The sequence below is a fragment of the Streptomyces sp. NPDC127119 genome (assembly GCF_042677425.1).
GTDB lineage: Bacteria > Actinomycetota > Actinomycetes > Streptomycetales > Streptomycetaceae > Streptomyces.
The window spans coordinates 29,420-50,126 of the sequence record NZ_JBHXTO010000028.1 but is presented as its reverse complement, the minus strand read 5'-3'; the positions used below and the strand labels follow the sequence as shown (position 1 = coordinate 50,126).

Sequence of the window (20,707 nt, the reverse complement as noted above, 5' to 3'; positions counted from 1 at the left end):
GTCAGGGTCCCTCCACCGGGTCCGTGCCGGTCGTTTCGGTCGCTTCGGACACGAGCGAGCCCGTGGTCGTGGTGTGCGAGCCCGCGAACAGCAGGGGGTGCGCCTCCCGGATGCCCCCGACGACCTCCGCGTACGGGAAGTCGTCGAACTCGCCCCGCATGGCCAGGAACTCCATGTGGCGCCGGCCCTGCTCGTCGTAGGGGTGGTAGTAGCTGTCCGCCCGTCCGTCGAAGTCGAGCGGCTTGATGCCGTACAGCGTGCACAGCAGTGCGTTGAACACCGGAGTCGCCCTGACCCAGGCCTCGTTGAGCCGTACGGAGGTCAGGCTGTGGAAGCGGAAGACGTCACCGCCCATCAGCGTGCGCAGCCGCGGCGAGGCGAGATGGTTGCGCACGTCCGCGTAGACGAGCCGGCTCTCGATGCCGACGACGCGTACCGCGGCGGCGTAGACGATGGACTTGTGGACGCAGAACCCGGCGCCGCGTTCGATGACGCTGCTGGCCCGGAGGCCGTCGGCGGACAGGTCGCAGTCGTACACGTCGTAGCGGATGCCGTCGCGGACGGCGTAGTAGAGGGCCACGGCGGCATCCACCGGACTGCCGGGATCCGTCGTGCGCAGGGCTTCGCGCACGAACTCCCGCACCACCGGGGACTCGTGGTCCAGGAACTGCGTGGGCCGCAGCCCCGTGCGGATCCCGGTCGTCATGTCGTCTGCTCCTTCACACCTCGGGCGTCCTTCACCCCTCGGGCCGCGGCCCGGGTCAGTCCCAGGAAGGCCGCCAGCCGCTCGCGCTGGATCTCGGAGGTGCCCGAGTAGATCGTTCCGGCGACCGCGTTGCGCAGGTCCCCTTCGAGGCCGTACTCCGCGGTGTAGCCGTGTCCTCCGAAGATCTGCACGGCGGCCAGCGCGGAGGCGACGTTGGCCTCGCTCACCACGAGCTTGGTGATGGCCAGGTCGGTGGCGACGCTCTGCCCGGCGGTGAATTTGTCCGCCGTGTCGTAGAGCCACTTCCTGGAGGTCTCCAGGCCTATCTGCATGTCGACGATGCGGTGCGAGACCGCCTGGTTGGCGCCGATGTGCCGGCCGAACTGGCTGCGTCCGCGGGCGTGTTCGACGCAGCGCTCCAGCCGGTGCTGCATCTCGCCGAGGATCCCGGCGAAGCCGCAGAGGATCTCCCACTTCATGACCTCGTCGAGGACCAGGAACCCGGATCCCACCGTGCCCAGCACGTGCGAGCGGGGTATCCGGACGTCCGACAGGAAGAGTTCGGACAGCGGTGACGTGCGCAGGCCCATCTTGGTCAGGGGGCGGCCGTGCGCCACGCCCGCGGTGTCCGTCGGGACCAGGAACGCGGTGATGCCGTCGAGGTGTCCGGGAGCTCCGGTACGGGCGTACACCACCACGAGGTCGGCGATCGGACCGTTGGTCACGAAGGCCTTGCTGCCGTCGAGCACGAACTCCTCGCCGTCCCGCCTGGCCGTGGTGCGCATCGCCAGCACGTCGGAGCCGCCGTCCGGCTCGGTGATCGCGTGCGCCCCGATCACGTCGCCCGCGCACACCCTCGGCAGGTGGCGGGCCTTCAGCTCCTTGGAACCGAAGCGCTGGAGAGGAACACCGGTGCTCACGATGTGGGTGCACGCGGAGAAGACGAGCCCGGCGTCGGGGCACCCGTATCCCAGGCCCTCGAAGACGTACATCAAGGTCGGCAGGTCGAGGCCCGCACCGCCCCAGGCGCTGTCGAACGGCGTCCCGAAGAGCCCGATGCCGCGCAGGTGTCTCCAGCCGTCCCACGCGAACTCGCCGTGCGTGTCCCGCTCCACATGTCCGGCGCCCAGGTCGGCGCCGACGGCCTCCGCGGTGGTCCGCAGCGCCCTCTGCTCGTCTGTCCAGTGCCTCATGGTGACCCCGTCAGTAACCCGTTCAGTGGCCGGTGGCCCGTCAGTAGTGCGAGAACTCGTCCTGGTCCAGGTTGTGCCGTTCGTCGCCCCGCAGAGGCGGGTTGAAGACGCTGATCAGCTCCAGGTCGGCGCCCGGCGCGGCGATCAGGAAGTGCGCGTCGTGCCGGTCCAGGGCGTAGAGGACGCCCGGGCGCAGCTCATGGGTGGCGCTCCCGTCGGGCAGGGAGATCCACCCCTGCCCGGTGATGCAGTAGCAGGCCTCGAGGTGCCTGCGGTACTCAAGGCGGGACTTCGTGCCCGCCCGTACCACCGTGTGGCAGAAGGAGAAGCCCATCCGGTCGGCCCGCAGCAGCAGGCGGTGGCTCAGGCCGTTGCCCCACTCGACGACCGGAGCCTCTTCCTTCGTGCGTATCAGCATGTCGTTCCCCTAGTGCGTCTTTCCGCCGGAGGCGCCGGCGGTGTCACCGGTGCCGGTGGGCGTGTTCGTCTCGATGAGGTCCTGGATGGCCGCCACCGACCGGAAGGACTGGAGCGACAGGTCCAGGTCCTCGATCGGGAGGCGGTAGCGCTCCCGCAGCCAGCCGATGAGCTCCAGCAGTTGGAGGCTGTTCACCACCCCCGTGTCGAACAGGTCGAGCGACGGCTCCAGGTCCGCGGCGGAGGTGTCGGGCAGGTAGGTGGCGACGATGTGCTGGGTGATCTCGTGCCGCAGGTTCATGCTGAGGACTCCGGTCGCGTGGGTCGGTTCGGCGTGGCGTGGTGCCCGGCCGTGAGGACGGACCGCACCCGGGCGCGGTCGACCTTGCCCGTGATGCCGGTGGGCAGTGGTTCGCGGGTGAGGTGGACGGTGGGGACGGCCGCCCGGGGCAGCCAGGCGGAGCAGTGCGTGAGCAGTTGCAGGCCGGTGACCGCGCAGTCGGGGGCGACCCGCACCAGGGCGTGCAGGCGGGTGCCGGGGCCGGGCGCCGCGAGCGCGACCACCGCTGCCTCCATGACCTCGGGATGGCTCTGCGCCACCTGCTCCACCGCCTCCGGGCTGACCCGGACGCCGCCCACCTTGACCTGGAAGTCGTCGCGCCCGACGAGGGTCAACCCGCCCTCGCTGTCGCGCCGGACCAGATCGCCGGTCCGGAACCAGACCGGCTCCGAGGTGCCCGGCGCGGGACGTACGAACCTGTCGTCGCCGTCGTCCGCGCCCAGGTAGCCGTCCGCCTGGAACGGGGTGTGCACGAACAGTTCGCCGGTGCCGGGCCCCTCCAGTTCACGGCCGTCGCCGACCAGCCGGACACGGGCGCCCGGCAGCGGACCGCCCAGCGGCAGCTCCTCCAGGTCGGCCACCTCCCGCGCGCCGCACGAGTACAGCAGGCTGTCGTTGGTCTCCGTGCAGCCGTACACGTTGTGGAACTCCGCCCGCGGGAACAACCGGGCCAGTCGGCCGCGCAGGGAACGCGGGGTGTGCTCGCCGGTGAGCAGCACATGGCGGACCGAGCTGAAGGGCTCCGCGTCCGGCCCGGCCCCGGCCAGCAGCCGGAACAGCATCGGCACCGCCTGGACGACCTCGGGCCCGGTCTCCCTGAACAGCCCTGCCAGGTGACGCGGATCGGCGGCCCGGCCGGGGTCCACCGGGATCACACAGCCGCCGTGCCGCAGGGTCGCCCAGACGTCGAAGAGACTGAGGTCGAAGTTCAGCGGGGCGTAGCTGAGCACCCGGTGGCCCGCGCCGAGAGGGAAGGCGCTCCCGGCCCAGCGGGTGAACCGGTCCAGCGCGGTGTGGCTCAGACAGACGGTCTTCGGCAGTTTCGTCGAGCCCGAGGTGGTGAGCAGCAGGGCGGAGCCGGGTGGCGCGGGCCGGGCGGGCGCCGGGACCGGTTCGAGCGCGGCCTCCGCGTCCGCGCCCGGCGCCAGCAGGCCGACGCAGCCCGCCCGTTCCGCCAGCCGGGCCGCGGCCAGCCGGCCCAGGTCGGGGGAGAGCAGCAGAGCGGTCCGCCGGGCGAGCAGACAGGCCAGCACCAGGGCGAGCGACGCGGGGGACTTCACCGCGCGGACCGCTATGGGGGCGTCCCCGCGGAGGTCCGGCGCGGCGAGCCGGACGGCGGCCGTGTCCGCGAGCGCGGCCAGCCCGCCGTAGGTGAGCGTGCTGCCGTTCCACAGCAGCGCCGGAGCGTCAGGGGTGCGCCGGTCGTGCGCGAGGATGTCCTGCGCGAGGGAATCGAGCATGGTGCCCGTACCGCCAATTCCTGGATTCTTTCGGGGCAGCCGCATGCCGGTGAAGCGGCGGTTGCACGCCTGAAGGGATCTTAAAAACTCTGAAGAGACCTGCGGCGAACAGATATGAGCGGGTGGCAGTGTCTTCTGCTATTCGACGCCGAGCAGGCGTCGGATTGCCGGTGCCGCGGATTTTCTCTCCGGAACGGGACCGCAATACAGTTCCGCGGGAAATGCATGTGCTGCCCCTTTCGTGGAACGACGGCACGGCCTGCGCGATGTACGGATACTCCGCCGCTGTCGTGCGCGGGCGAAGAGCCTCAAACGGAATGGTCGGTCACAGGGCCGCCAGACTTTCGCGCAGCGTGTCCAGACCCATGGCGCCCAGACCCAGTGCGCGCGTGTGGAAGGTCCTGGCGTCGAACGCCGGGCCATGGCGGCGGCGCGCCTCGTCGCGGGCGGCGCACCACACCCGCTCGCCGAGTTTGTACGAGGGCGCCTGGCCCGGCCAGCCCAGGTAGCGGTCGATCTCCTCGTCCACACCGCCCGGATCGATGAGCGTGCGGGTGAGCAGGAAGTCCCGGCCCAGCTCGGGCGTCCAGCGTTCGCCCTCGTGGAAGCCGGCACCGGGCGGGACGGGCAGTTCGAGGTGCATACCGATGTCGACGACCACCCGTGCCGCGCGGAACAGCTGTGCGTCCAGCATGCCCATGAGGGCGGCGTCGTCCTTGAGGTGGCCCAGTTCCCTCATCAGCCGCTCCGCGTACAGGGCCCAGCCCTCGCTGTGGGCCGACACATGGCACATCAGCCGCTGGAAGCGGTTGAGCCGGCCGGCCTGGAGCACGGCGGTGCCGACCTGCAGATGATGGCCGGGAACGCCCTCGTGGTAGACGGTGGTGACCTTGCGCCAGGTGGGGTGGTGGGTCCGGCCCGCGGGCAGCGACCACCACACCCGGCCCGGCCGGGAGAGGTCGTCCGAGGGGCCGGTGTAGTACGTGCCGCCGCCCGCCGGCGCGATCCGGCACTCCAGCGTCGCCAGGGGCGCGGGGATGTCGAAATGCGACCCGCGCAGCTCGGCCGACGCCGTGTCGCAGAGATCCTGTGCCCAGCGCCGGAAGGCCTCCGTGCCTTCCGCCCGGCAGGCCGGATCGGCATTCAGCGCGGCGGCTGCCCCGCGCGGTCCGGCGCCTGGCGCGATCCGGTCGGCCACCTGCCGCAGTTCGGCCTCGATGGCGAGGAACTCCTGCCAGCCCCAGGCGTAGACCTCGACGGGGTCCGGCGCGGCACCGGTGAAGTGGCGGAGCCACAACCGGTAGGTGTCGGCGCCGACGGCGTCCCGGACCGGCGCCGCCGGGGCCAGTTCGTCGCGCAGGAAGCGGGCCAGCCCCGAGTAGGCGTCGGAGGCCGCCCGCACGCCCGCGTCCAGGTCCGCGCGGAGCGCGGCCGGTACGTCGGCGTCGGCGGTCAAGGTGGTGAAGTACTCCGCCGCCCAGCTGTCGCACTGCGCGGCACAGCCCGTGACCTGGCGCAACGCGGCCACCGTGCCGCGGGAGGCGGCGTGTCGCAGGCCGTCCTGAAGACCCGTCACGGCCTCCGGTAATCGGGCCAGCCGGGACGCGATCACCGCCCAGTCGGCCGGGGTGCGGGTGGGCATCAGGTCGAAGACCGAGCGCAGGAGCTGTACCGGGCTCTCGATGACGTTGAGCGCGGCGCTGTCGAGCCCGGCCTCGTGGATCTCCACCTCCATGCCCACGCGTTCGGTGAAGACCGTGCGGGCGGTGGCCTCGGCGGCGTCCCGCGGCCGGGCGGCTGCCACGGCGCGCAGTGCCGCGGCGTTCAGGTCGGCGCGGGCACGGTGGCCCTCGGGCGAGTAGTCGGTGAGCCGGCCCTCCTGGCCGGGGATGCCTCGGACGGTGGCGGCGACCGGGTCCAGTTCTGCGTGGCGGGTGACGTAGTCGTCGCACAAGGAGTGAACAGAGTCAGTAACCGCAGCGTGCATATGCCGACTGTAAGGAGCAGGCGGCAGAACCAGCCACCACTTTGAGGGCCACTACCTGATCATCTATGAAGGTATATCGTAATTTTCTGGACAAAAAGTGACGAAACTAATGTTGAAATTTCATCGAGGAGTCTGTGACTCCACGCTACGGGTGATGTCTCATGGCGCTTTTGTCCGACCTGAGGAAATCATTCCGGGAACGCGATCCGGCCATTGTTCGCAATGATATTGAGGCGATCGCAAAGATGCTCTTTGCAATAACGGGATTGACAAGGATCAGCAACTCTGGGGTAGCCTCCAAAGCGATCTAGGCGATGCCTGGCATACGCGAGAATCGGCTCAGTCAAAATCCACGGGGGTGGAGTCGACGCATGAGTCTTCATGATCTCAAGCCAATACCGAAAGATCAATTGTTCTTTCGCTGGCCGCGGTCCTACGAGGACGTGAAGGAAGAGCGGAAGCACCGTCAGGAGAGCCTTCTGGTGGCATTCCGGCTCTTCGGCAGGTTCGGATTCGAAGAAGGAACCGCAGGGCACATCACCGCCCGCGATCCTGAGCACACGGACTTTTTCTGGGCCAACCCCTACGGGGTTTCCTTCCAGCACATCCGCAGGGGCGACCTGGTCCTCGTCGACGGCCGGGGCGCGGTGGTCGAGGGCCGCCACTACGTCAACGAGTCGGCGTTCGCCATCCACTCGCGGATCCACAGCGCCCGCCCCGAGGTGGTGTCCGCCGCGCACAGCCACTCCCTCCACGGCAGGGCGCTGTCCTCCATGGGCGCGCTGCTGGAGCCGCTGACCCAGGACGCCTGTGCCTTCTACGAGGACCACGGCCTCTACGACGACTACAACGGCGTGGTGACCGACCTGGAGGAGGGCAAGCGCATCGCCGCCGTCCTCGGTGACCACAAGGCCGTGATCCTGCGCAACCACGGGCTGCTCACCGTCGGACGCTCCGTCGAGGCCGCGGCCTGGTGGTTCATCACGATGGAGCGCTCGTGTCAGGCGCAGCTGCTGGCCAAGGCCGCCGGCCCGGTGGTCCCCATCGACCACGGGACCGCCTGCGCGGCGCGGGACCAGCTCGGCAACGACGACATGGGCTGGATCAACTTCCAGCCGCTGCGCGACCAGGTCCTCCGCGACGAGCCCGACCTGTTCGACCAGTGACGATCAGGACCGATGACGATCAGGACCGATGACGGCCCGGACCGGTGACGGCCGGGATCGATGACGACCAACGGGGGTCGCAACAGTGGATGACGTCTACCTTTCCGGGATCGGCGGCTACGTGCCCGCCGACCGGACCACGGTGACGGAAGCGGTCGCGGACGGCCGCTACGAACAGGTCTGGAACCGCAAGGACCGCATGGAGACCGTGGCCGTGGAGAGTTGTTTCTCACCGGCCGAGATGGCTGTCAGAGCGGGCCGGCAGGCACTGCTGCGCTCCGCGCACCGCCCGCAGGACGTCAGCCTCCTGTTGCACGCCACCGCGTACCGCCAGGGCCCGGAGGAATGGGCCGCGGCGTCGTACGTGGAGCGGTACGCCGTCGGTGTCGGCGCCCCGGCGCTGGAGATCCGGCAGGGGTGCAACGGCGGCCTGTTCGCGCTCGACCTGGCCAGGAACCACCTGGTGCAGCACGCGGACACGGCTGTGCTGATCACCTGCGCGGACCGGTTCGACGGCGAGTTCGACCGATGGCGGACGAACAAGGGCATGGTCTTCGGTGACGGCGCGGCGGCTGTCGTGATGTCCCGCCGCAAAGGCGCCGCCCGCGTCCTGAGCGTCGCGACACGGGCCGACTCCGAGCTGGAACAGATGCACCGGGGCGACGAACCCCTTGCGTCGGCGTCTCTGCGGCGCGGGCCGCTGGACGCCACCCCGCGCAAGAAGGCCTTCCTGCGCACCACTTCCTCGTCCGAGGTGCAGCGCCGTTTCGAGGCCCAGGTCGTCTCCGCGGTGGACCATGCGCTGTCCGAGGCGGGCACCAAGCTGGACGGCATCGCCCAGGTGCTGGTGTCGAACCTGGGGCACGAGATGCTCACCCGGGCGTTCCTCGGACCGCTGGGGCTTCCCGTGGAACGCACCGCCTGGCGGTGGGGCAGGCGCATCGGCCACCTCGCCAACAGCGATCAGTTCCTGGCACTCGAACACCAGTTGCGTACCGGTGTGTTGCGCGAGGGCGACCTGGTGCTGCTGGTCGGCATGGGCGTCGGTTTCGTCTGGACCGCCACGGTGCTGGAGATCGCCGAACAGCCCGTCTGGACGCACTGACCGAGCGACGCCGACCGGCCGGCCGCGGCAGGGGCCGCGGCCCCTGCTCCGCCGCCCCCTTCCGCGCGCATCGCACGAACATCGCGCAGCGGAACATCCCGCGCTGGAACTCCGCACACAGGAACTCCGCGCGCAGGAAACCTCGTACAGGAATCCCCCTCATACGCGCAGCGGCCTCGTGCCGCCGGGCGGCCGCGTACTGAGCGGTGCCGCCCAGTCCGTCTCGATTCCGGCGGCCGATCTTGTCCGGTCGCCATGGGAGTGTGTCCGTGCTGGAAGTGAAGGGCCCCGACAGGCCCGCGACCATCTCGCCCGACCTCGTCGTGCAGGGCGGCAGAACCGGCGACCCGGCGTCCACCGTCGAGGTGCCGGGCGACAAGTCGGTCAGTCACCGCGCCCTGCTGGCCGCCCTGCTGCCCGGCGCGCCGCGGCGGCTCACGATCCGCAACGCCAACCTGGGCGGCGCGGTCCGCGCGTTGTTCCCGGCCCTGCGGGCGCTCGGTCTGGACACCCTCGTCGAGGGAGACGTCCTCACCGTGCGCCGCGCCGCCCCCGTCCCCCAGCAGGTGCGTCCCCACGACGGGATCCCGCACTGGCCGGACGGCATCCCCTATCTGGAGACCGGGGGCTCCAGCGCGGCAGCCCGGCTCCTGATCGGGGTGCTCGCGGGCGCGGGACGCGGTGCCGTCGTGGACGGGGACGACGTGCTGCGGCACCGCCCCATGGACTGGATCGTCACCCCCCTCGGCGAACTGGGCGCGGACATCCGCTACCTGGGCCGCCCCGGCCGGCTGCCGGTGATCGTGGGCGGCCGGGTGCACCGCTCCCGGCGGGTGGAACTGGCCGTCGGCAGCGCCCAGGCCCGTTCGGCGGTCCTGCTCGGCGCGGTCGCGGCCGGCGTACCGGCCGAACTGCGCCATCCCGTGCGCTCGCGGGACCACACCGAGCGGATGCTCGCCGCCTTCGGCGCCCGGCTGACCGAGGGCCCCGGCGTGGTCGGCTACGACGGCGGAGCCTGCTCCGTGCCGCCCGTCATCGACGTTCCCGGCGACCCGTCGCTGGCCGCCTATCCCGTCGCCGCGCACCTGCTGTGGGGCGGCGGCGGAGAACTGCGGATCCCCGGCGTCTGCCTGAATCCGACCAGGACCGGCTTCTTCGACGTCCTGCGCCGCGCCGGGGCGGCCATCGACTACCAGGACCTGCGCACCACCTCCGGCGGCGAACCCGTCGGTACGGTCGTCACCAGGGCCGGTCTGGACGGCGTCCGGGCGGTGACGGCCGACGACCCCGCAACCCTGCACGCCCTCATCGACGAGGTGCCGCTGCTCGCCGTGGTCGCGGCCCGGCTCCCCGGCACGTCGAGGATCGGCTGCGCCGCGGAACTCCGGTTCAAGGAGACGGACCGGCTCGTCACGACCGCGCGGATGGCCGCCGCCTTCGGCGCCCGCGTGTCCGTCGAGCCGGACGGGCTGACGGTGCACGGAACGCGGGCGGGCGGCACCGCCGTGCTGTCCGCCGGAACCGTGCCCGGTTTCGAGGACCACCGCATCGCCATGGCCGCGGCCACCCTGGCCACCGCTCTGCCCGGGCGCACCACGATCACCGGCGGCGCCTGCCACACCACGTCCTTCCCCGGCTTCACCGCCGTCCTGCGGGCGGTCGGGGCCGCGATCCACGAGGTCACCCTGTGATGAACAGCAACCGATTACGCACGGCGTACGAAGCCCGGTCGACCGGCACCACGACGGGCCCCGCCTTCAGCTCCGGCCACGGCCCCTGGCTGCGCACCGACGACGGCACCGCCTGGTTCGACGGCACCTCCGGCAGCGGGGCGGCCACCCTGGGCCATCAGCATCCGGCGGTCGTCGAGGCCGCCGCCGCCCAGCTGACCCGGCTCGTCCACACCGGCTGCAAGCTGACCGCCGATCCACGGATCCGGATGGTCCGCCGACTGGGCGCGCTGTCCCCCTACCAGGAGCCCGCGGTGCTGCCCACCGTGACCGGCGCGGAAGCCGTCGAGGCCGCGCTGAAAGTGGCCCGCGCGGCGACGGGACACCGGTCCGTCGTCAGCTTCCGCCACGCCTACCACGGCAAGACCGCGGGCGCCCTGGCACTGACCTGGCGGGCCGAGTTCAAACAGTTCGGCGCCGGGCCGCACGGCTCGGTCTTCACCGCCGAGCTGCCCGATCCGCGGCGCCCGTACGAGGACGGCTCGCAGCCCTGTGAGGACGGCTCGGGTGGGACAGCGGCCGGGACAGCGGCCTTCCTGTCGTCGCTGACCGCGGCGCTGGACGAAGCCGAACACCACGGGGGAGTGGCCGCCGTCGTCCTGGAGCCGATCCAGGTCACCGAGGGGCTGCTGACCGTCGCCCCGGCGCTGCTGGACCGGATCACCCGGGCCGCGCACGACCGGGGCGCCCTGCTGGTGCTGGACGAGATCTACACCGGACTCGGCCGCGCCGGGCGGATGTTCACCGCCGAACTCATGGCGGAGACCCCCGACCTGACCCTGGTCGGCAAGACACTGGGCAACGGCTTCCCGATCAGCGCCGTACTGGGGGAGCGGCGGGTCATGGACGCGCTGCCCCCCGGGGTGCAGACGTCGACCTACTCCGGCAGCCCGCTGTGCTGTGCCGCGGCCTCGGCGGTCCTCGACACCCTGGTCACCCAGGACGTCCCGGCCAGGGCGCGGTCCCTGGGGCGCCGGCTCGACGACCGGCTCGGCGAACTGGCCGCCGACCACCCGTGGATGGCCGCCGTGCGCACCGCCGGGGCCCTGGCGGCCTTCGACTGCACGCGCCACGGCCGACCCGACCCGGCGCGGGCCGAGGCGGTCGTCGGGGCCGCGTCACGGGCGCGGCTGCTGCTGTTCGGCGGGGGACCGGAGGGCGCCACCGTGAAGATCGTCCCTCCTGCCCTGCTGACGGAGGACGAACTCGGGTTCCTCCTCCGGGGCCTCGCCACGGCGGTCTCCGACGCCGACGCCTGTGCCGACTCCGACTCCGACTCCGACTCCGACTCCGACTCCGACTCCGACTCCGACGAAGGAGAAGACGGTCGGGCGGGAGCCGGGCAGTCGAGGGCCGGTCAGTCAGGAGGAGTCCTGCGATGACTTTCCAGCAACTCTCCGAAGCCGTTCTGCAGAACGACCTGTGCACCGTGTGCGGGGCCTGCCAACTCGCCTGCCCGGCAGGGGTGGTGGGCTTCTCGGACCTTGAGCCGGTGCTCACCGAGCCCTCATGGACCGAGACCGACTGCGGCGAGTGCCGGGACTGCCTGGACGTCTGCCCCGGCGCCGACCCGGGCACCCCGGCCGCCGAGACGAGGCTGTTCGGCCGGACCCGTACTCCGCGGGAGCGGTGGACCGGCATCTTCTCCGAGGTCGTCGCCGGCCACGCGCTCGACCCCGTCGTCTTCGAGGCGTCCGCGAGCGGCGGCAGCCTCACCGCACTCCTGCAGACCGCCCTCGCGGTGCTCGGCACGGACGTCGTGCTGACGATGGGCCGGGACCCGGAGCAGCCCTGGCGGGCCGCCCCCGCCCTGGTCCGGGAGCCGCACCTGCTGGCGGAGACCGCGCAGTCCACGTACCAGCTCGCCCCCTATCTGGGCGCGCTCCGCGACGTGATGCTGAGCGAACCCGATGCCGACGTGGCCGTGGTGGGCGTCGCCTGTCACATCCAGGCGCTGCGCAAGCTCCAGGCCATGGACACGGCCGCCGGACGCTGGGCCCGCGACCACGTCGTGCTCGCGGTCGAACCCGCCTGCTCGTCCAGTACGCGTCCCGAGGGCACCCGGGCCGTCATCGAGGAACGGGCGCTGATCCCGGTCGACTCCGTGGTCCGGCTGCGCTACCGCGAGGGCGACTACCCCGGTGAGATCGCGATCGGCACCCGCGACGGCGGCGACCACCGGGTGGCGTTCTGGCAGGCCGTGCGGGACTTCGCGAAGAACAAGACGTACCGCTGTCTGTCCTGCGGGGACTGGCTGTCGGGTCTGGCCGACGTCAGCGTCAGCGACGGCGATCCCAACATCTTCGCCGCCAGCGTGGACGGGGCGCGCGAACTCAAGCACGGCCGGGTGTTCGTCCGTACCGAGACCGGTGCCGCCGCCGTCGCCGCGGCCCGGGACCACGGCTTCTTCACGGGCAGTCCCACGGACCTGTCCGGGCTGAACCTCGGGCTGGAGCGCAAACGCAACCGCCGTGCCTCGTACGAGAGGTCCGGCAGGCCCGTACCGCACGGCCCGATCCCCGGTCACCGCGAGGAGCTGGAGATCGTCCCGGACGAGCGGTGGATCGCCGTGCCGGGCGAGGACCCGCCGACGGGCCGGCCGTCAGAACCGCTTTCGGATGCAGACGGGCCGACGGACCGGCTGGCCGCCGCCGAGCGAGGGAGCAACCGATGACCCCTGCCGTCGACACCCGCGTGGTCCTCTCGCGACGACTGCTGGCCGGCCGCGGCGCGCTGCCCGAGCCGGTCGAGGTGGGCGTCGGCCCCGTCGGCACCGGTGAGCTGCGCATCCGCGCGGCGTACAGCCTGATCAGCCCCGGCACCGAACTGCACTACCTGGAACGGCTGATGGGCACCGGCGAGACCTTCCCGCTGGGCTACTGCTCGGCGGGCACGGTCGAAGCCGTCGGCCCCGGCGCGACCGGGTTCGCGGTGGGTGACCGGGTGACCGCGATGGGATGGGGCGAGGCCACCCACGGAGACGTGGTCGTCGTGCCCTACCGGCTGTGCCGCCGGGTGCCCGACACCGTGCACCTGGCCGACGCGGTCGTGGCCAACCTGGCCGCCACCGCCGTGCACGCCGTCGACCGCGCCGAACTGCGGCCCGGGGACGAGGTCGCGGTCGTCGGCGCGGGGATGGTCGGACTGCTGATCGCCCAGACCGCCGCTGCCGCCGGGCACCGGGTCACCGTCACCGACCTGCACCCCGGCCGGCTGCGCACCGCCGAGACGCTGGGTGTGCCGGTGTGGGAGGCGCCCTTCCCGTCCGGTCCGGCGGCCCAGGCCGGGAGTGCGCGCTGCGTCTTCCTCTGCGGTACGGGAGAGGCGAGCGGCACCCTGGCCGAGGCGGCGCGCTGGGTCACCCGCGCCCCCGTCCGGCCCCGGGTGGTCGGCGTGGGACGGTTCGCCGCGCGAGTCGAGTTCAGCGTCGACCTGGGCAATCTGGACCTGCGGTACGCGGCCCGCTGCGGAGCGGGATACCGCGATTTCGCCTACGTCCGCGGCTACACCGACGTCACCCCGCCCCAGGGCCAGGCGACCGTCACCGAGAACCTGCAGCGGGCCCTGGACCTGATCGCCGACGGGGGCATCCGCCCGGACCGCATGGGCCTTCCCCGGCTGCCGCTGGAGCAGGCCGCCGACGCGTACGCCGAACTGCGAGGACGCCCCGCCCACCCGGCGGTGCTCTTCGCCTACGAACCGGCCGAGGAGAGCCGCACATGACCGACACCGTTCAGGTATCCGCCGTGGACACCGGCCACCGCCCGTTCCCGGACGCCGACCGGGCGGGCACCCTGATCCACCGCTTCCTGCGGACCGCCGACGCCTTCCCCCACCGGGAGGCCGTCGTCACCCCGGACGTCCGCTGGACCTACCGATGGACCGCCGAGCTGTCCGCCCGGGTGTGCGGCGCGCTGCTCGACGCCGGTCTGCGCCCGGGAGACCGGGTCGGACTGCTCTTCTCGCACGGCGTGGAGATGGTCGGCGCCCTCCTCGGCGCGCTGCGCGCCGGTCTGTCCTACGTTCCGCTGGACGCCGCCTATCCGCCGCCGCGACTGGCCGGCATGGCCGCCGACGCGGGTATCCGTACGCTCGTCGCGGGCCCCGGGCACATGGGGTCGGCCCGGCTGATCGCCGACGGGCGGTCCTGCCCGGTGCTCGCGTACGAGGACCTGGCCCGGCACGAGCCAGTACCGGACGGGACCGTGCCGGAGAGCCCCGCGCGCCCGGAGTCGGAGGCGTACGTCCTCTTCACCTCGGGCTCCACCGGCCGCCCCAAGCCCGTCACGCAGACGCATCGCAACGTCCTGCACCACACCCGCGTCTGGACCGACGGGCTGGCGGTGGGCCCCCTCGACCGGCTCTCGCTGCAGTCCGCGTACAGCTGGGACTCGGCGGTCCAGGACACCTTCGCCGCGCTCCTGAACGGGGCCGCGCTGTACCCGGTGGACCTCAAGGCGCTCGGTGTCACCGGCCTGTCGGAGTGGCTGGCCGACGAGCGGATCACCGTGTACCACTCCACGCTGCCGGTCTTCCGGGCCCTGGCGCGTGCCATGGAGACCCGTGGAGCGCGGTTGCCCGCCATGCGCATGCTCGCCCTCGGCGGCGACACCCTCCACCTCGCCGACCTCGACACCTGCCGGCGCCGCTTCGAGCCGCACTGCCGGGTGGCCGGGGCCTACGGCTCCACGGAATGCTCCTGCGCCCTGCTGCGGGTCGCCGACCTCTCCTACCGGCCGCCCACCGGTGTGTTCCCGCTGGGCCGGGCGGTGCCCGACACGGAGGTCCGGCTGGTCGACGACGACGGCCGCACGGTCCACGGGCCGGGCGAGGGCGAGATCGTCGTGGTCAGCGACCACCTGGCCCCGGGCACGGCCCCGGACGGCAGGACGTACCGTACGGGCGATCTGGCCAGGCGGCTCGACGACGGGACGCTGCTGCTCGTCGGGCGCCGGGGGACACAGGTCAAGGTCTCCGGGATCCGGGTGGAGACCGGTGAGGTGGAGGCCGCGCTCAAGCAGCTCGCGCAGGTGCGCGAGGCGGTGGTGGCGCCGTACACCGACGGGATGGGCGAGCGTCAACTCGCCGCCCACGTGGTGTTCGAGCCCGGTGCGGGGCTCGAACCCGCCGCGCTCCGCGCCGAGTTGCGCCGCACGCTGCCCGATCACGTCGTGCCCACCGCTTATGTGCCCCTGCGCGAGGTGCCGTTGACGGCCAACCACAAGATCGACCGCGCGGCCCTGCCCGATCCGCTCACCGCGACCGGGCCTTCCCGCGCCCGGCCCGCACCGGCGGCGCAGGGGCCCGTGGAGGCAGCCGTCGTCGAGGCCTGGCGGGACGTCCTCGGTGTCCAGGCGCCCGGCTCCGAGGAGAACTTCTTCGATCTGGGCGGGACCTCCTTGCGGATGGCGGCCGTCCACGAACGTCTCACCCGCTCCCTCGCCCCTGCCCTGCGCATGACCGATCTCTACCGGGCTCCGACCATTCGCGCCCTGTCCGCCCTGGTCACCCGGCTGACGGCGGAACGCACCGGGCCGCCGTCCGCCGACGCCGCCCAGGGGTCCGCCCGCGGTCTGCGCCGCCGGACCGCCCGGGCGCCACGACGGGCGCCGGTCCGTACCGCCGCCCACTCCGAACCCGCCTTCCCACCCGACCTCCACTCCGAATCCACCCTCCAGCCCACCACCCATCCCACTCCGCCCGTCGGCGATCAGCGCCGCACCGCCCCAGGAGGCACGTATGGCTGAGCTTCAGGACGCCCCCTTCCCGGCCGGACGCATCGCCGTCGTCGGCATGGACTGCCGTCTGCCGGGCGCCCGCACCCCGCAGGACTACTGGCAGAACCTCCTCGCGGGCACCGAGCACATCACCGACCTCGACGAGGAACGGCTGACGGCCGCGGGAGTCTCCGGACAGACCCTCGCCGACACCCGCCATGTGCGCCGGGCCGCGGTCGTCGAGGACGCCGACCGGTTCGACGCGTCCTTCTTCTTCCTCAGCTCCCGCGAGGCCGAGCGGATGGACCCGCAGCTGCGGTTGTTCCTGCAGACCGCCTGGGCCGCCATGGAACACAGCGGCCACGACTCCGAGGTCTACCCGGGCCGCGTCGGCGTCTTCGCGGGGTCGCTGCACAGTACGTACCTGCTGAACAACGTGCTGACCGGCGAGCGCGGCTTCAACGGCTCGCTGGAGCGGATGCAGCAGGACATGGCGACCCTGATGGGCAACGACCCCAACTACCTCACCACCCGCGCGTCCTACCACCTCAAGCTGACCGGCCCCAGCTTCGCCGTGCAGACGGCCTGTTCGACGTCCCTGGTCGCCGTCCATCTGGCCGCCCAGAGCCTGCTGTCACAGGAGTGCGACCTGGCGCTGGCCGGCGGTGTCGCCCTGCGCTTCCCGCAGGAGGCCGGTTACCTGTACGAGCCCGACGGCATCACCTCCGCCTCCGGCCGGGTCCGGCCCTTCGACGCCGACGCGGACGGCACGGTGTTCGGCAACGGCGCAGGCGTGGTCGTCCTCAAGCGGCTGGAGGACGCGCTGGCCGACGGCGACACCGTCTGGGCCGTGCTGCTCGGCTCGGCCGTGGGCAACGACGGCAACGACCGCGCGGGGTACACCGCTCCGGGCGTCTCCGGCCAGGCCGCGGTACTCGCCGAGGCCCTCGGCGTCGCCGGGGTCGACCCCGCCACCGTCAGCTACCTGGAGGCACACGGCACCGGTACGAGGATGGGGGACCCGATCGAACTCGCGGCGGCCCGCCAGGCGTACGGCACCGACGGGCCGCTCACCCTGGGATCGGTGAAGGCCAACATCGGGCACCTGAGCACGGCGGCCGGGGTGGCCGGTCTGATCAAGTGCGTACTGATGCTGCACCACCGCACGATCGTGCCGATGCCGCACTTCAGCGCGTGGAACCCGGAGTGCGCGGCCGACGGCTCCCGCTTCCGGGTGGCCACCGCCGCCGAACCGTGGCAGGCCGACGGTCCGGCCCTGCGCTGTGCCGTCACCTCCACCGGCATGGGCGGCACCACCGCGCACGTGGTCCTGGAGGAGGCGCCGCCCGCCGCCGCCGAGGCACCCGATGCCGCTCCCGCTCCGGCCGTGGTGCTGCTGCCGGTCTCCGCCAAGTCCCCGGCCGCGCTGGAGAAGGCACGCCTCGCGCTCGCCGACCACCTGGAGGCGACCGCACCAGGACCGGCCGGCCCGGAGAACCCGCTCGGCGACATCCACCTGGACGACGCCGCGTACACCCAGGCCACCACCCGGCACACCTTCGACCACCGGGCCGTGGTCACCGCCCCGGACCGGGCGACCGCCGTCCGTGCCCTGCGCACCGGCGAACCCCGGCACGTCTACCAGGACTCCGGCCATCCCGCCCCGCGCCCGGTCACCTTCCTGCTCCCGGGCCAGGGCGCGCAGTACCCCGCCATGGGCAGGGGCTGGTACGAGCAACTGCCCGTCTACCGGCGGACCTTGGACGAGTGCGCGGACCTGCTCGAACCCACGCTCGGCCTCGACCTGCGCGACGCCCTGCACCCCGCCTCGCGCGACCGGCAGGACGAGCGGTACGACCTGAGGCGCACCCGCCTCACCCAGCCCGCGCTGTTCGCGGTGGAGTACGCGCTGGCCCGGCAGTACATGGCCTGGGGGATCAGTCCGGCCGCCCTCATCGGGCACAGCATCGGCGAGTACGTCGCCGCCACGCTGGCCGGGGTGTTCCGACTCTCCGACGCACTGCGGGTGGTGGCCGAGCGGGGGCGGCTGATCGACGCCCTGCCCGAGGGCGTGATGGCGGCCGTCATGGCGGGCCCCGAGAAGCTGACCCCGTACCTGGGCGACGGAGTGGATCTCGCGGCCGTCAACGAGCCCACCGTGTGCACGGTGGCGGGCAGCCATGACGCCATGCGGGCGTTCACCGCCAAACTCACCGCCGACGGCATCACCCACCGCAAGGTCGCCACCTCGCACGCCTTCCACTCGGCGATGATGGAACCGGCGGTGCGCCCCCTCACCGAGCTGCTGCGCGAGGTGGAACTGCGCCGCCCGCGGATCCCCTTCCTGTCCAACCTGACCGGCACCTGGATCCGCGACGAGGAAGCCACCGACCCCGCCTACTGGGGTGCCCATCTGCGCGCGCCGGTCCGGTTCGCGGACGACGTGGCCGCGGCGCTCACCCAGGGCGACCAGGTCTTCGTCGAGGTGGGCCCCGGTCACACCCTGGCCACCTTCACCCGGCGCCACCCGGACCGGGAGACCGGTGTGCCGGTGCTCACCTCCGCCGCCCGCGGCAAGGACCCCGCGGCCGACCTCACCGCGCTCACCGCGGCGCTGGGCCGCCTGTGGGCGGTCGGTCTGACCCCTGACTGGCAGGGCTACTACGCCGACCGGGGACGCCGAAAGGTTCCGCTGCCCACCTACCCCTTCGAAGGCAACCGCTACTGGGTCGAGCCCGGCACCGGCACCCTCTCCGGGACGGGCGGCGACACCTCCGGCTCCACCGCCGTACCCAAGCTGCCGCTGGACGAGTGGTTCACGGCACCGGTGTGGCACCGGGCCGTCGGCACCCTCGACGCCGAACCCGCTCCGATCACCGAGCCGGTGCTGCTCTTCGCGGACACGAACTCGGGCACGGACACGGGCGCGAACACGGGCAAGCACGCCGATGCGGACGCCGGCACGGGCACCGGCTCCGGTTCCGGTACGGGCGGTGTCGCCGCCCGGCTGGCGGCGCAGGCCCTCGCCGGTGAAGTACTGACCGTCACCTCCGGCAGCGGCTACTCCCGCGACGGCGACGCCTTCACCGTGCGGCCCGACTCGGAGGAGGACCACCACCGGCTGGTCGGCGAACTCCTCGCCGAGAACCGGCTCCCCGGACACGTCGTCCATGCCTGGTCCACCGCCCCACTGCCGACCGACCGGGGCGTGGCACGCTTCGAACAGGTCCAGCGCCACGGGCTGTACAGCCTCATTGCCCTGGTGAAGGCGTTCAGCGCGCACGGCGTCACCGAGCCCGTCCAGCTCGACATCGTCAGCGCCGGGGCCTACGCCGTCGGCCCCGGCGAACCCGAGCCCGCCGCCGAACTGGCGACCCTGGCACTCGCCGCCCGGGTCATCGGCCAGGAGCACGGCAACATCGGCGCCCGCCACTTCGACCTGCCCGCCGACCCCGACGAGCGGTCGCTGCGTACGCTGGCCGCGGAGCTCGCCGGCACCCGGCCGCCCGAGCTGGCCGTGACCCTGCGCGGCGCCGGGCGCTGGGTGGCCGACCTGCAGCCGGTGCGCGCGGACTGGTCCGCGGAGGCCACCTCGCGGCTACGGTACGAGGGCGTCTACCTGATCACCGGTGGCCTCGGCGAGATCGGCTCGCTCCTCGCGCACTGGCTGCACCGGGAGACCGGGGCGCGCCTCGCGCTGCTGACCCGCGATCCCCTGCCGGACCCCGCGGACTGGGACGCGTATCTCGCCGGCCACGAGCCCGACGACGAGACCGCCCTGCGGATCGGCCGGCTGCGCGCCCTCCAGGACGCCGGAGCCACCACCTTCCTGGTGCACGCCGACGTGGCCGACTCCCGGGCCCTGCGGGCGGCGGTGGAGCGCGTCGAGGAACGGTACGGCGCACTGCACGGGGTGGTGCACGCGGCGGGTCTGCCCGGCGAGCGGTGGGACCGCCCGATCACCGAGTCCGGCGTGGAGCAGTGCCGGTGGCACTTCGTGCCCAAGGCCCACGGCCAGATCGCCCTGGAAGAGGTGTTGGCCGACCGGCAGGTCGACTTCGTCCTGCTGCTGTCCTCACTGGCCGGCGTTCTCGGCGGGCTGCGGCTGCTGGCCTACGGCGCCGCCAACCACTTCATGGACGCCGCCGCCGAACGGGCCAACCGGGACCTCGACCGCACCGTCTGGATCAGTGCCGCCTGGGACGTGTGGCAGCACCACCAGGACGAGAAGCGGGCCCTGTCCGCGATCGGCCGCAGCATGGACGACAAGGCGATCCAGCCCGAGGAGGGCCTGGAAGCCGTCCGCCGTCTGCTGACCCTGCGCGACGTCTCCCATGTGGCCGTGTCCACCTGGGACATCGGGCACCGGCTCGACCAGTGGGTGCGGGACCCGCGGATCGGCAGGCCCGCCGACGGCTCCGCGGCACCGGGCCCGGATCTGCCGGACACCGGCGCGGACGCCGCCGATCTCACCTCCCAGGTGACCCGGCTGATCGCGGAGGCGCTCGGCAGCGAGGACCTGTCGCCGGAGTCGGACATCTTCGAGCACGGCGGCGACTCGCTCCTGATCGTCCGGCTGCTGTCCGACATCCGCCGGTACTTCTCCGTCGAGGTGCCGCTGGCCGACGTCCTGTCCGAGCCGACGCCCGCGGCACTGGCCGACGCCGTCCGGCAGCGCCTGGATGCCCGCACGGAGACCGGACCGGGCGAGGCGGCCGAGGACGCGCACGACGCGACCGAGGCGCACGACGCGTACGACGCGACCGAGGCGCTGGCGGCCGAACTGGCCGGGCTGGCACCGGAGGACGCCGAGCAACTCCTGTCCGACGCGCTGCGCGAGGACCGGGCCACCGCCGAGGCAACCGACCGGGCCAAGGAGGCCTGAC

Annotated in this window: 14 protein-coding genes; 8 read left to right on the top strand and 6 right to left on the bottom strand. The window is 72.6% G+C overall.

The features are described from left to right. Position 1 precedes the first annotated feature (1 nt). From ACFVH5_RS15550 to ACFVH5_RS15525, 6 genes are all read right to left on the bottom strand, one after another. Positions 2–706 (bottom strand): transglutaminase family protein, encoded by a 705-nt coding sequence (locus ACFVH5_RS15550; RefSeq protein WP_385834205.1) that lies wholly within the window; start codon positions 704–706, stop codon positions 2–4. Then, a complete protein-coding gene (locus ACFVH5_RS15545; protein WP_385834204.1) occupies positions 703–1,899 on the bottom strand; it encodes an acyl-CoA dehydrogenase family protein in 1,197 nt (398 codons plus the stop codon). The genes ACFVH5_RS15550 and ACFVH5_RS15545 overlap by 4 nt, the downstream gene beginning before the upstream one ends. Before the next feature lie 40 nt (positions 1,900–1,939). Then, positions 1,940–2,317, bottom strand: a complete 378-nt coding sequence (locus ACFVH5_RS15540) for an ectoine synthase (RefSeq protein WP_385834202.1) — start codon at positions 2,315–2,317, stop codon at positions 1,940–1,942. A 9-nt stretch (positions 2,318–2,326) separates the two neighbouring features. Next, positions 2,327–2,617, bottom strand: a complete 291-nt coding sequence (locus tag ACFVH5_RS15535) for a phosphopantetheine-binding protein (protein WP_385834201.1) — start codon at positions 2,615–2,617, stop codon at positions 2,327–2,329. Further along, positions 2,614–4,116, bottom strand: a complete 1,503-nt coding sequence (locus tag ACFVH5_RS15530; RefSeq protein ID WP_385834200.1) for an AMP-binding protein — start codon at positions 4,114–4,116, stop codon at positions 2,614–2,616. The genes ACFVH5_RS15535 and ACFVH5_RS15530 overlap by 4 nt, the downstream gene beginning before the upstream one ends. A 325-nt stretch (positions 4,117–4,441) precedes the next feature. Continuing rightward, a complete protein-coding gene (locus ACFVH5_RS15525) occupies positions 4,442–6,070 on the bottom strand; it encodes a DUF885 domain-containing protein (protein WP_385834198.1) in 1,629 nt (542 codons plus the stop codon). Positions 6,071–6,474: 404 nt separating this feature from the next. Here ACFVH5_RS15525 and ACFVH5_RS15520 point away from each other — a divergent pair, with 404 nt between their 5' ends. The 8 genes from ACFVH5_RS15520 (at position 6,475) to ACFVH5_RS15485 (ending at position 20,706) form a co-directional block, all read left to right on the top strand. Further along, positions 6,475–7,269 carry a class II aldolase/adducin family protein gene (locus tag ACFVH5_RS15520; RefSeq protein ID WP_385834197.1) on the top strand — a complete coding sequence of 265 codons (795 nt, stop codon included), beginning with the start codon at positions 6,475–6,477 and terminating at the stop codon, positions 7,267–7,269. 85 nt (positions 7,270–7,354) lie between these two features. Next, positions 7,355–8,374, top strand: a complete 1,020-nt coding sequence (locus ACFVH5_RS15515; protein WP_385834196.1) for a ketoacyl-ACP synthase III family protein — start codon at positions 7,355–7,357, stop codon at positions 8,372–8,374. 269 nt (positions 8,375–8,643) lie between these two features. Next, a complete protein-coding gene (locus ACFVH5_RS15510) occupies positions 8,644–10,065 on the top strand; it encodes a 3-phosphoshikimate 1-carboxyvinyltransferase (protein WP_385834195.1) in 1,422 nt (473 codons plus the stop codon). After that, entirely contained in the window at positions 10,065–11,486 is a 1,422-nt protein-coding gene (locus tag ACFVH5_RS15505) for an aspartate aminotransferase family protein (protein WP_385834194.1), read from the top strand. The genes ACFVH5_RS15510 and ACFVH5_RS15505 overlap by 1 nt, the downstream gene beginning before the upstream one ends. Beyond that, positions 11,483–12,778 (top strand): Coenzyme F420 hydrogenase/dehydrogenase, beta subunit C-terminal domain, encoded by a 1,296-nt coding sequence (locus ACFVH5_RS15500; protein WP_385834193.1) that lies wholly within the window; start codon positions 11,483–11,485, stop codon positions 12,776–12,778. Before ACFVH5_RS15505 ends, ACFVH5_RS15500 begins: the two co-directional genes overlap by 4 nt. Beyond that, a complete protein-coding gene (locus ACFVH5_RS15495) occupies positions 12,775–13,827 on the top strand; it encodes a 3-hydroxyacyl-CoA dehydrogenase NAD-binding domain-containing protein (RefSeq protein ID WP_384807208.1) in 1,053 nt (350 codons plus the stop codon). The genes ACFVH5_RS15500 and ACFVH5_RS15495 overlap by 4 nt, the downstream gene beginning before the upstream one ends. Then, on the top strand, positions 13,824–15,851 hold the full coding sequence (locus ACFVH5_RS15490) for a non-ribosomal peptide synthetase (protein WP_385834191.1): 2,028 nt from the start codon (positions 13,824–13,826) through the stop codon (positions 15,849–15,851). Before ACFVH5_RS15495 ends, ACFVH5_RS15490 begins: the two co-directional genes overlap by 4 nt. Further along, the gene (locus tag ACFVH5_RS15485; RefSeq protein WP_385834190.1) at positions 15,844–20,706 is read left to right on the top strand and encodes an SDR family NAD(P)-dependent oxidoreductase; all 4,863 of its coding nucleotides are present in this window, start codon (positions 15,844–15,846) and stop codon (positions 20,704–20,706) included. Before ACFVH5_RS15490 ends, ACFVH5_RS15485 begins: the two co-directional genes overlap by 8 nt. The last annotated feature ends 1 nt before the right edge of the window (position 20,707 follow it).

Bases quoted from the DNA above. Each gene is read 5' to 3' on its own strand.
- ACFVH5_RS15550 (WP_385834205.1), bottom strand. From the start codon at position 706: ATGACGACCGGGATCCGCACGGGGCTGCGGCCCACGCAGTTCCTGGAC.
- ACFVH5_RS15545 (WP_385834204.1), bottom strand. From the start codon at position 1,899: ATGAGGCACTGGACAGACGAGCAGAGGGCGCTGCGGACCACCGCGGAG.
- ACFVH5_RS15540 (WP_385834202.1), bottom strand. From the start codon at position 2,317: ATGCTGATACGCACGAAGGAAGAGGCTCCGGTCGTCGAGTGGGGCAAC.
- ACFVH5_RS15535 (WP_385834201.1), bottom strand. From the start codon at position 2,617: ATGAACCTGCGGCACGAGATCACCCAGCACATCGTCGCCACCTACCTG.
- ACFVH5_RS15530 (WP_385834200.1), bottom strand. From the start codon at position 4,116: ATGCTCGATTCCCTCGCGCAGGACATCCTCGCGCACGACCGGCGCACC.
- ACFVH5_RS15520 (WP_385834197.1), top strand. From the start codon at position 6,475: ATGAGTCTTCATGATCTCAAGCCAATACCGAAAGATCAATTGTTCTTT.
- ACFVH5_RS15505 (WP_385834194.1), top strand. From the start codon at position 10,065: ATGAACAGCAACCGATTACGCACGGCGTACGAAGCCCGGTCGACCGGC.
- ACFVH5_RS15500 (WP_385834193.1), top strand. From the start codon at position 11,483: ATGACTTTCCAGCAACTCTCCGAAGCCGTTCTGCAGAACGACCTGTGC.
- ACFVH5_RS15495 (WP_384807208.1), top strand. From the start codon at position 12,775: ATGACCCCTGCCGTCGACACCCGCGTGGTCCTCTCGCGACGACTGCTG.
- ACFVH5_RS15490 (WP_385834191.1), top strand. From the start codon at position 13,824: ATGACCGACACCGTTCAGGTATCCGCCGTGGACACCGGCCACCGCCCG.
- ACFVH5_RS15485 (WP_385834190.1), top strand. From the start codon at position 15,844: ATGGCTGAGCTTCAGGACGCCCCCTTCCCGGCCGGACGCATCGCCGTC.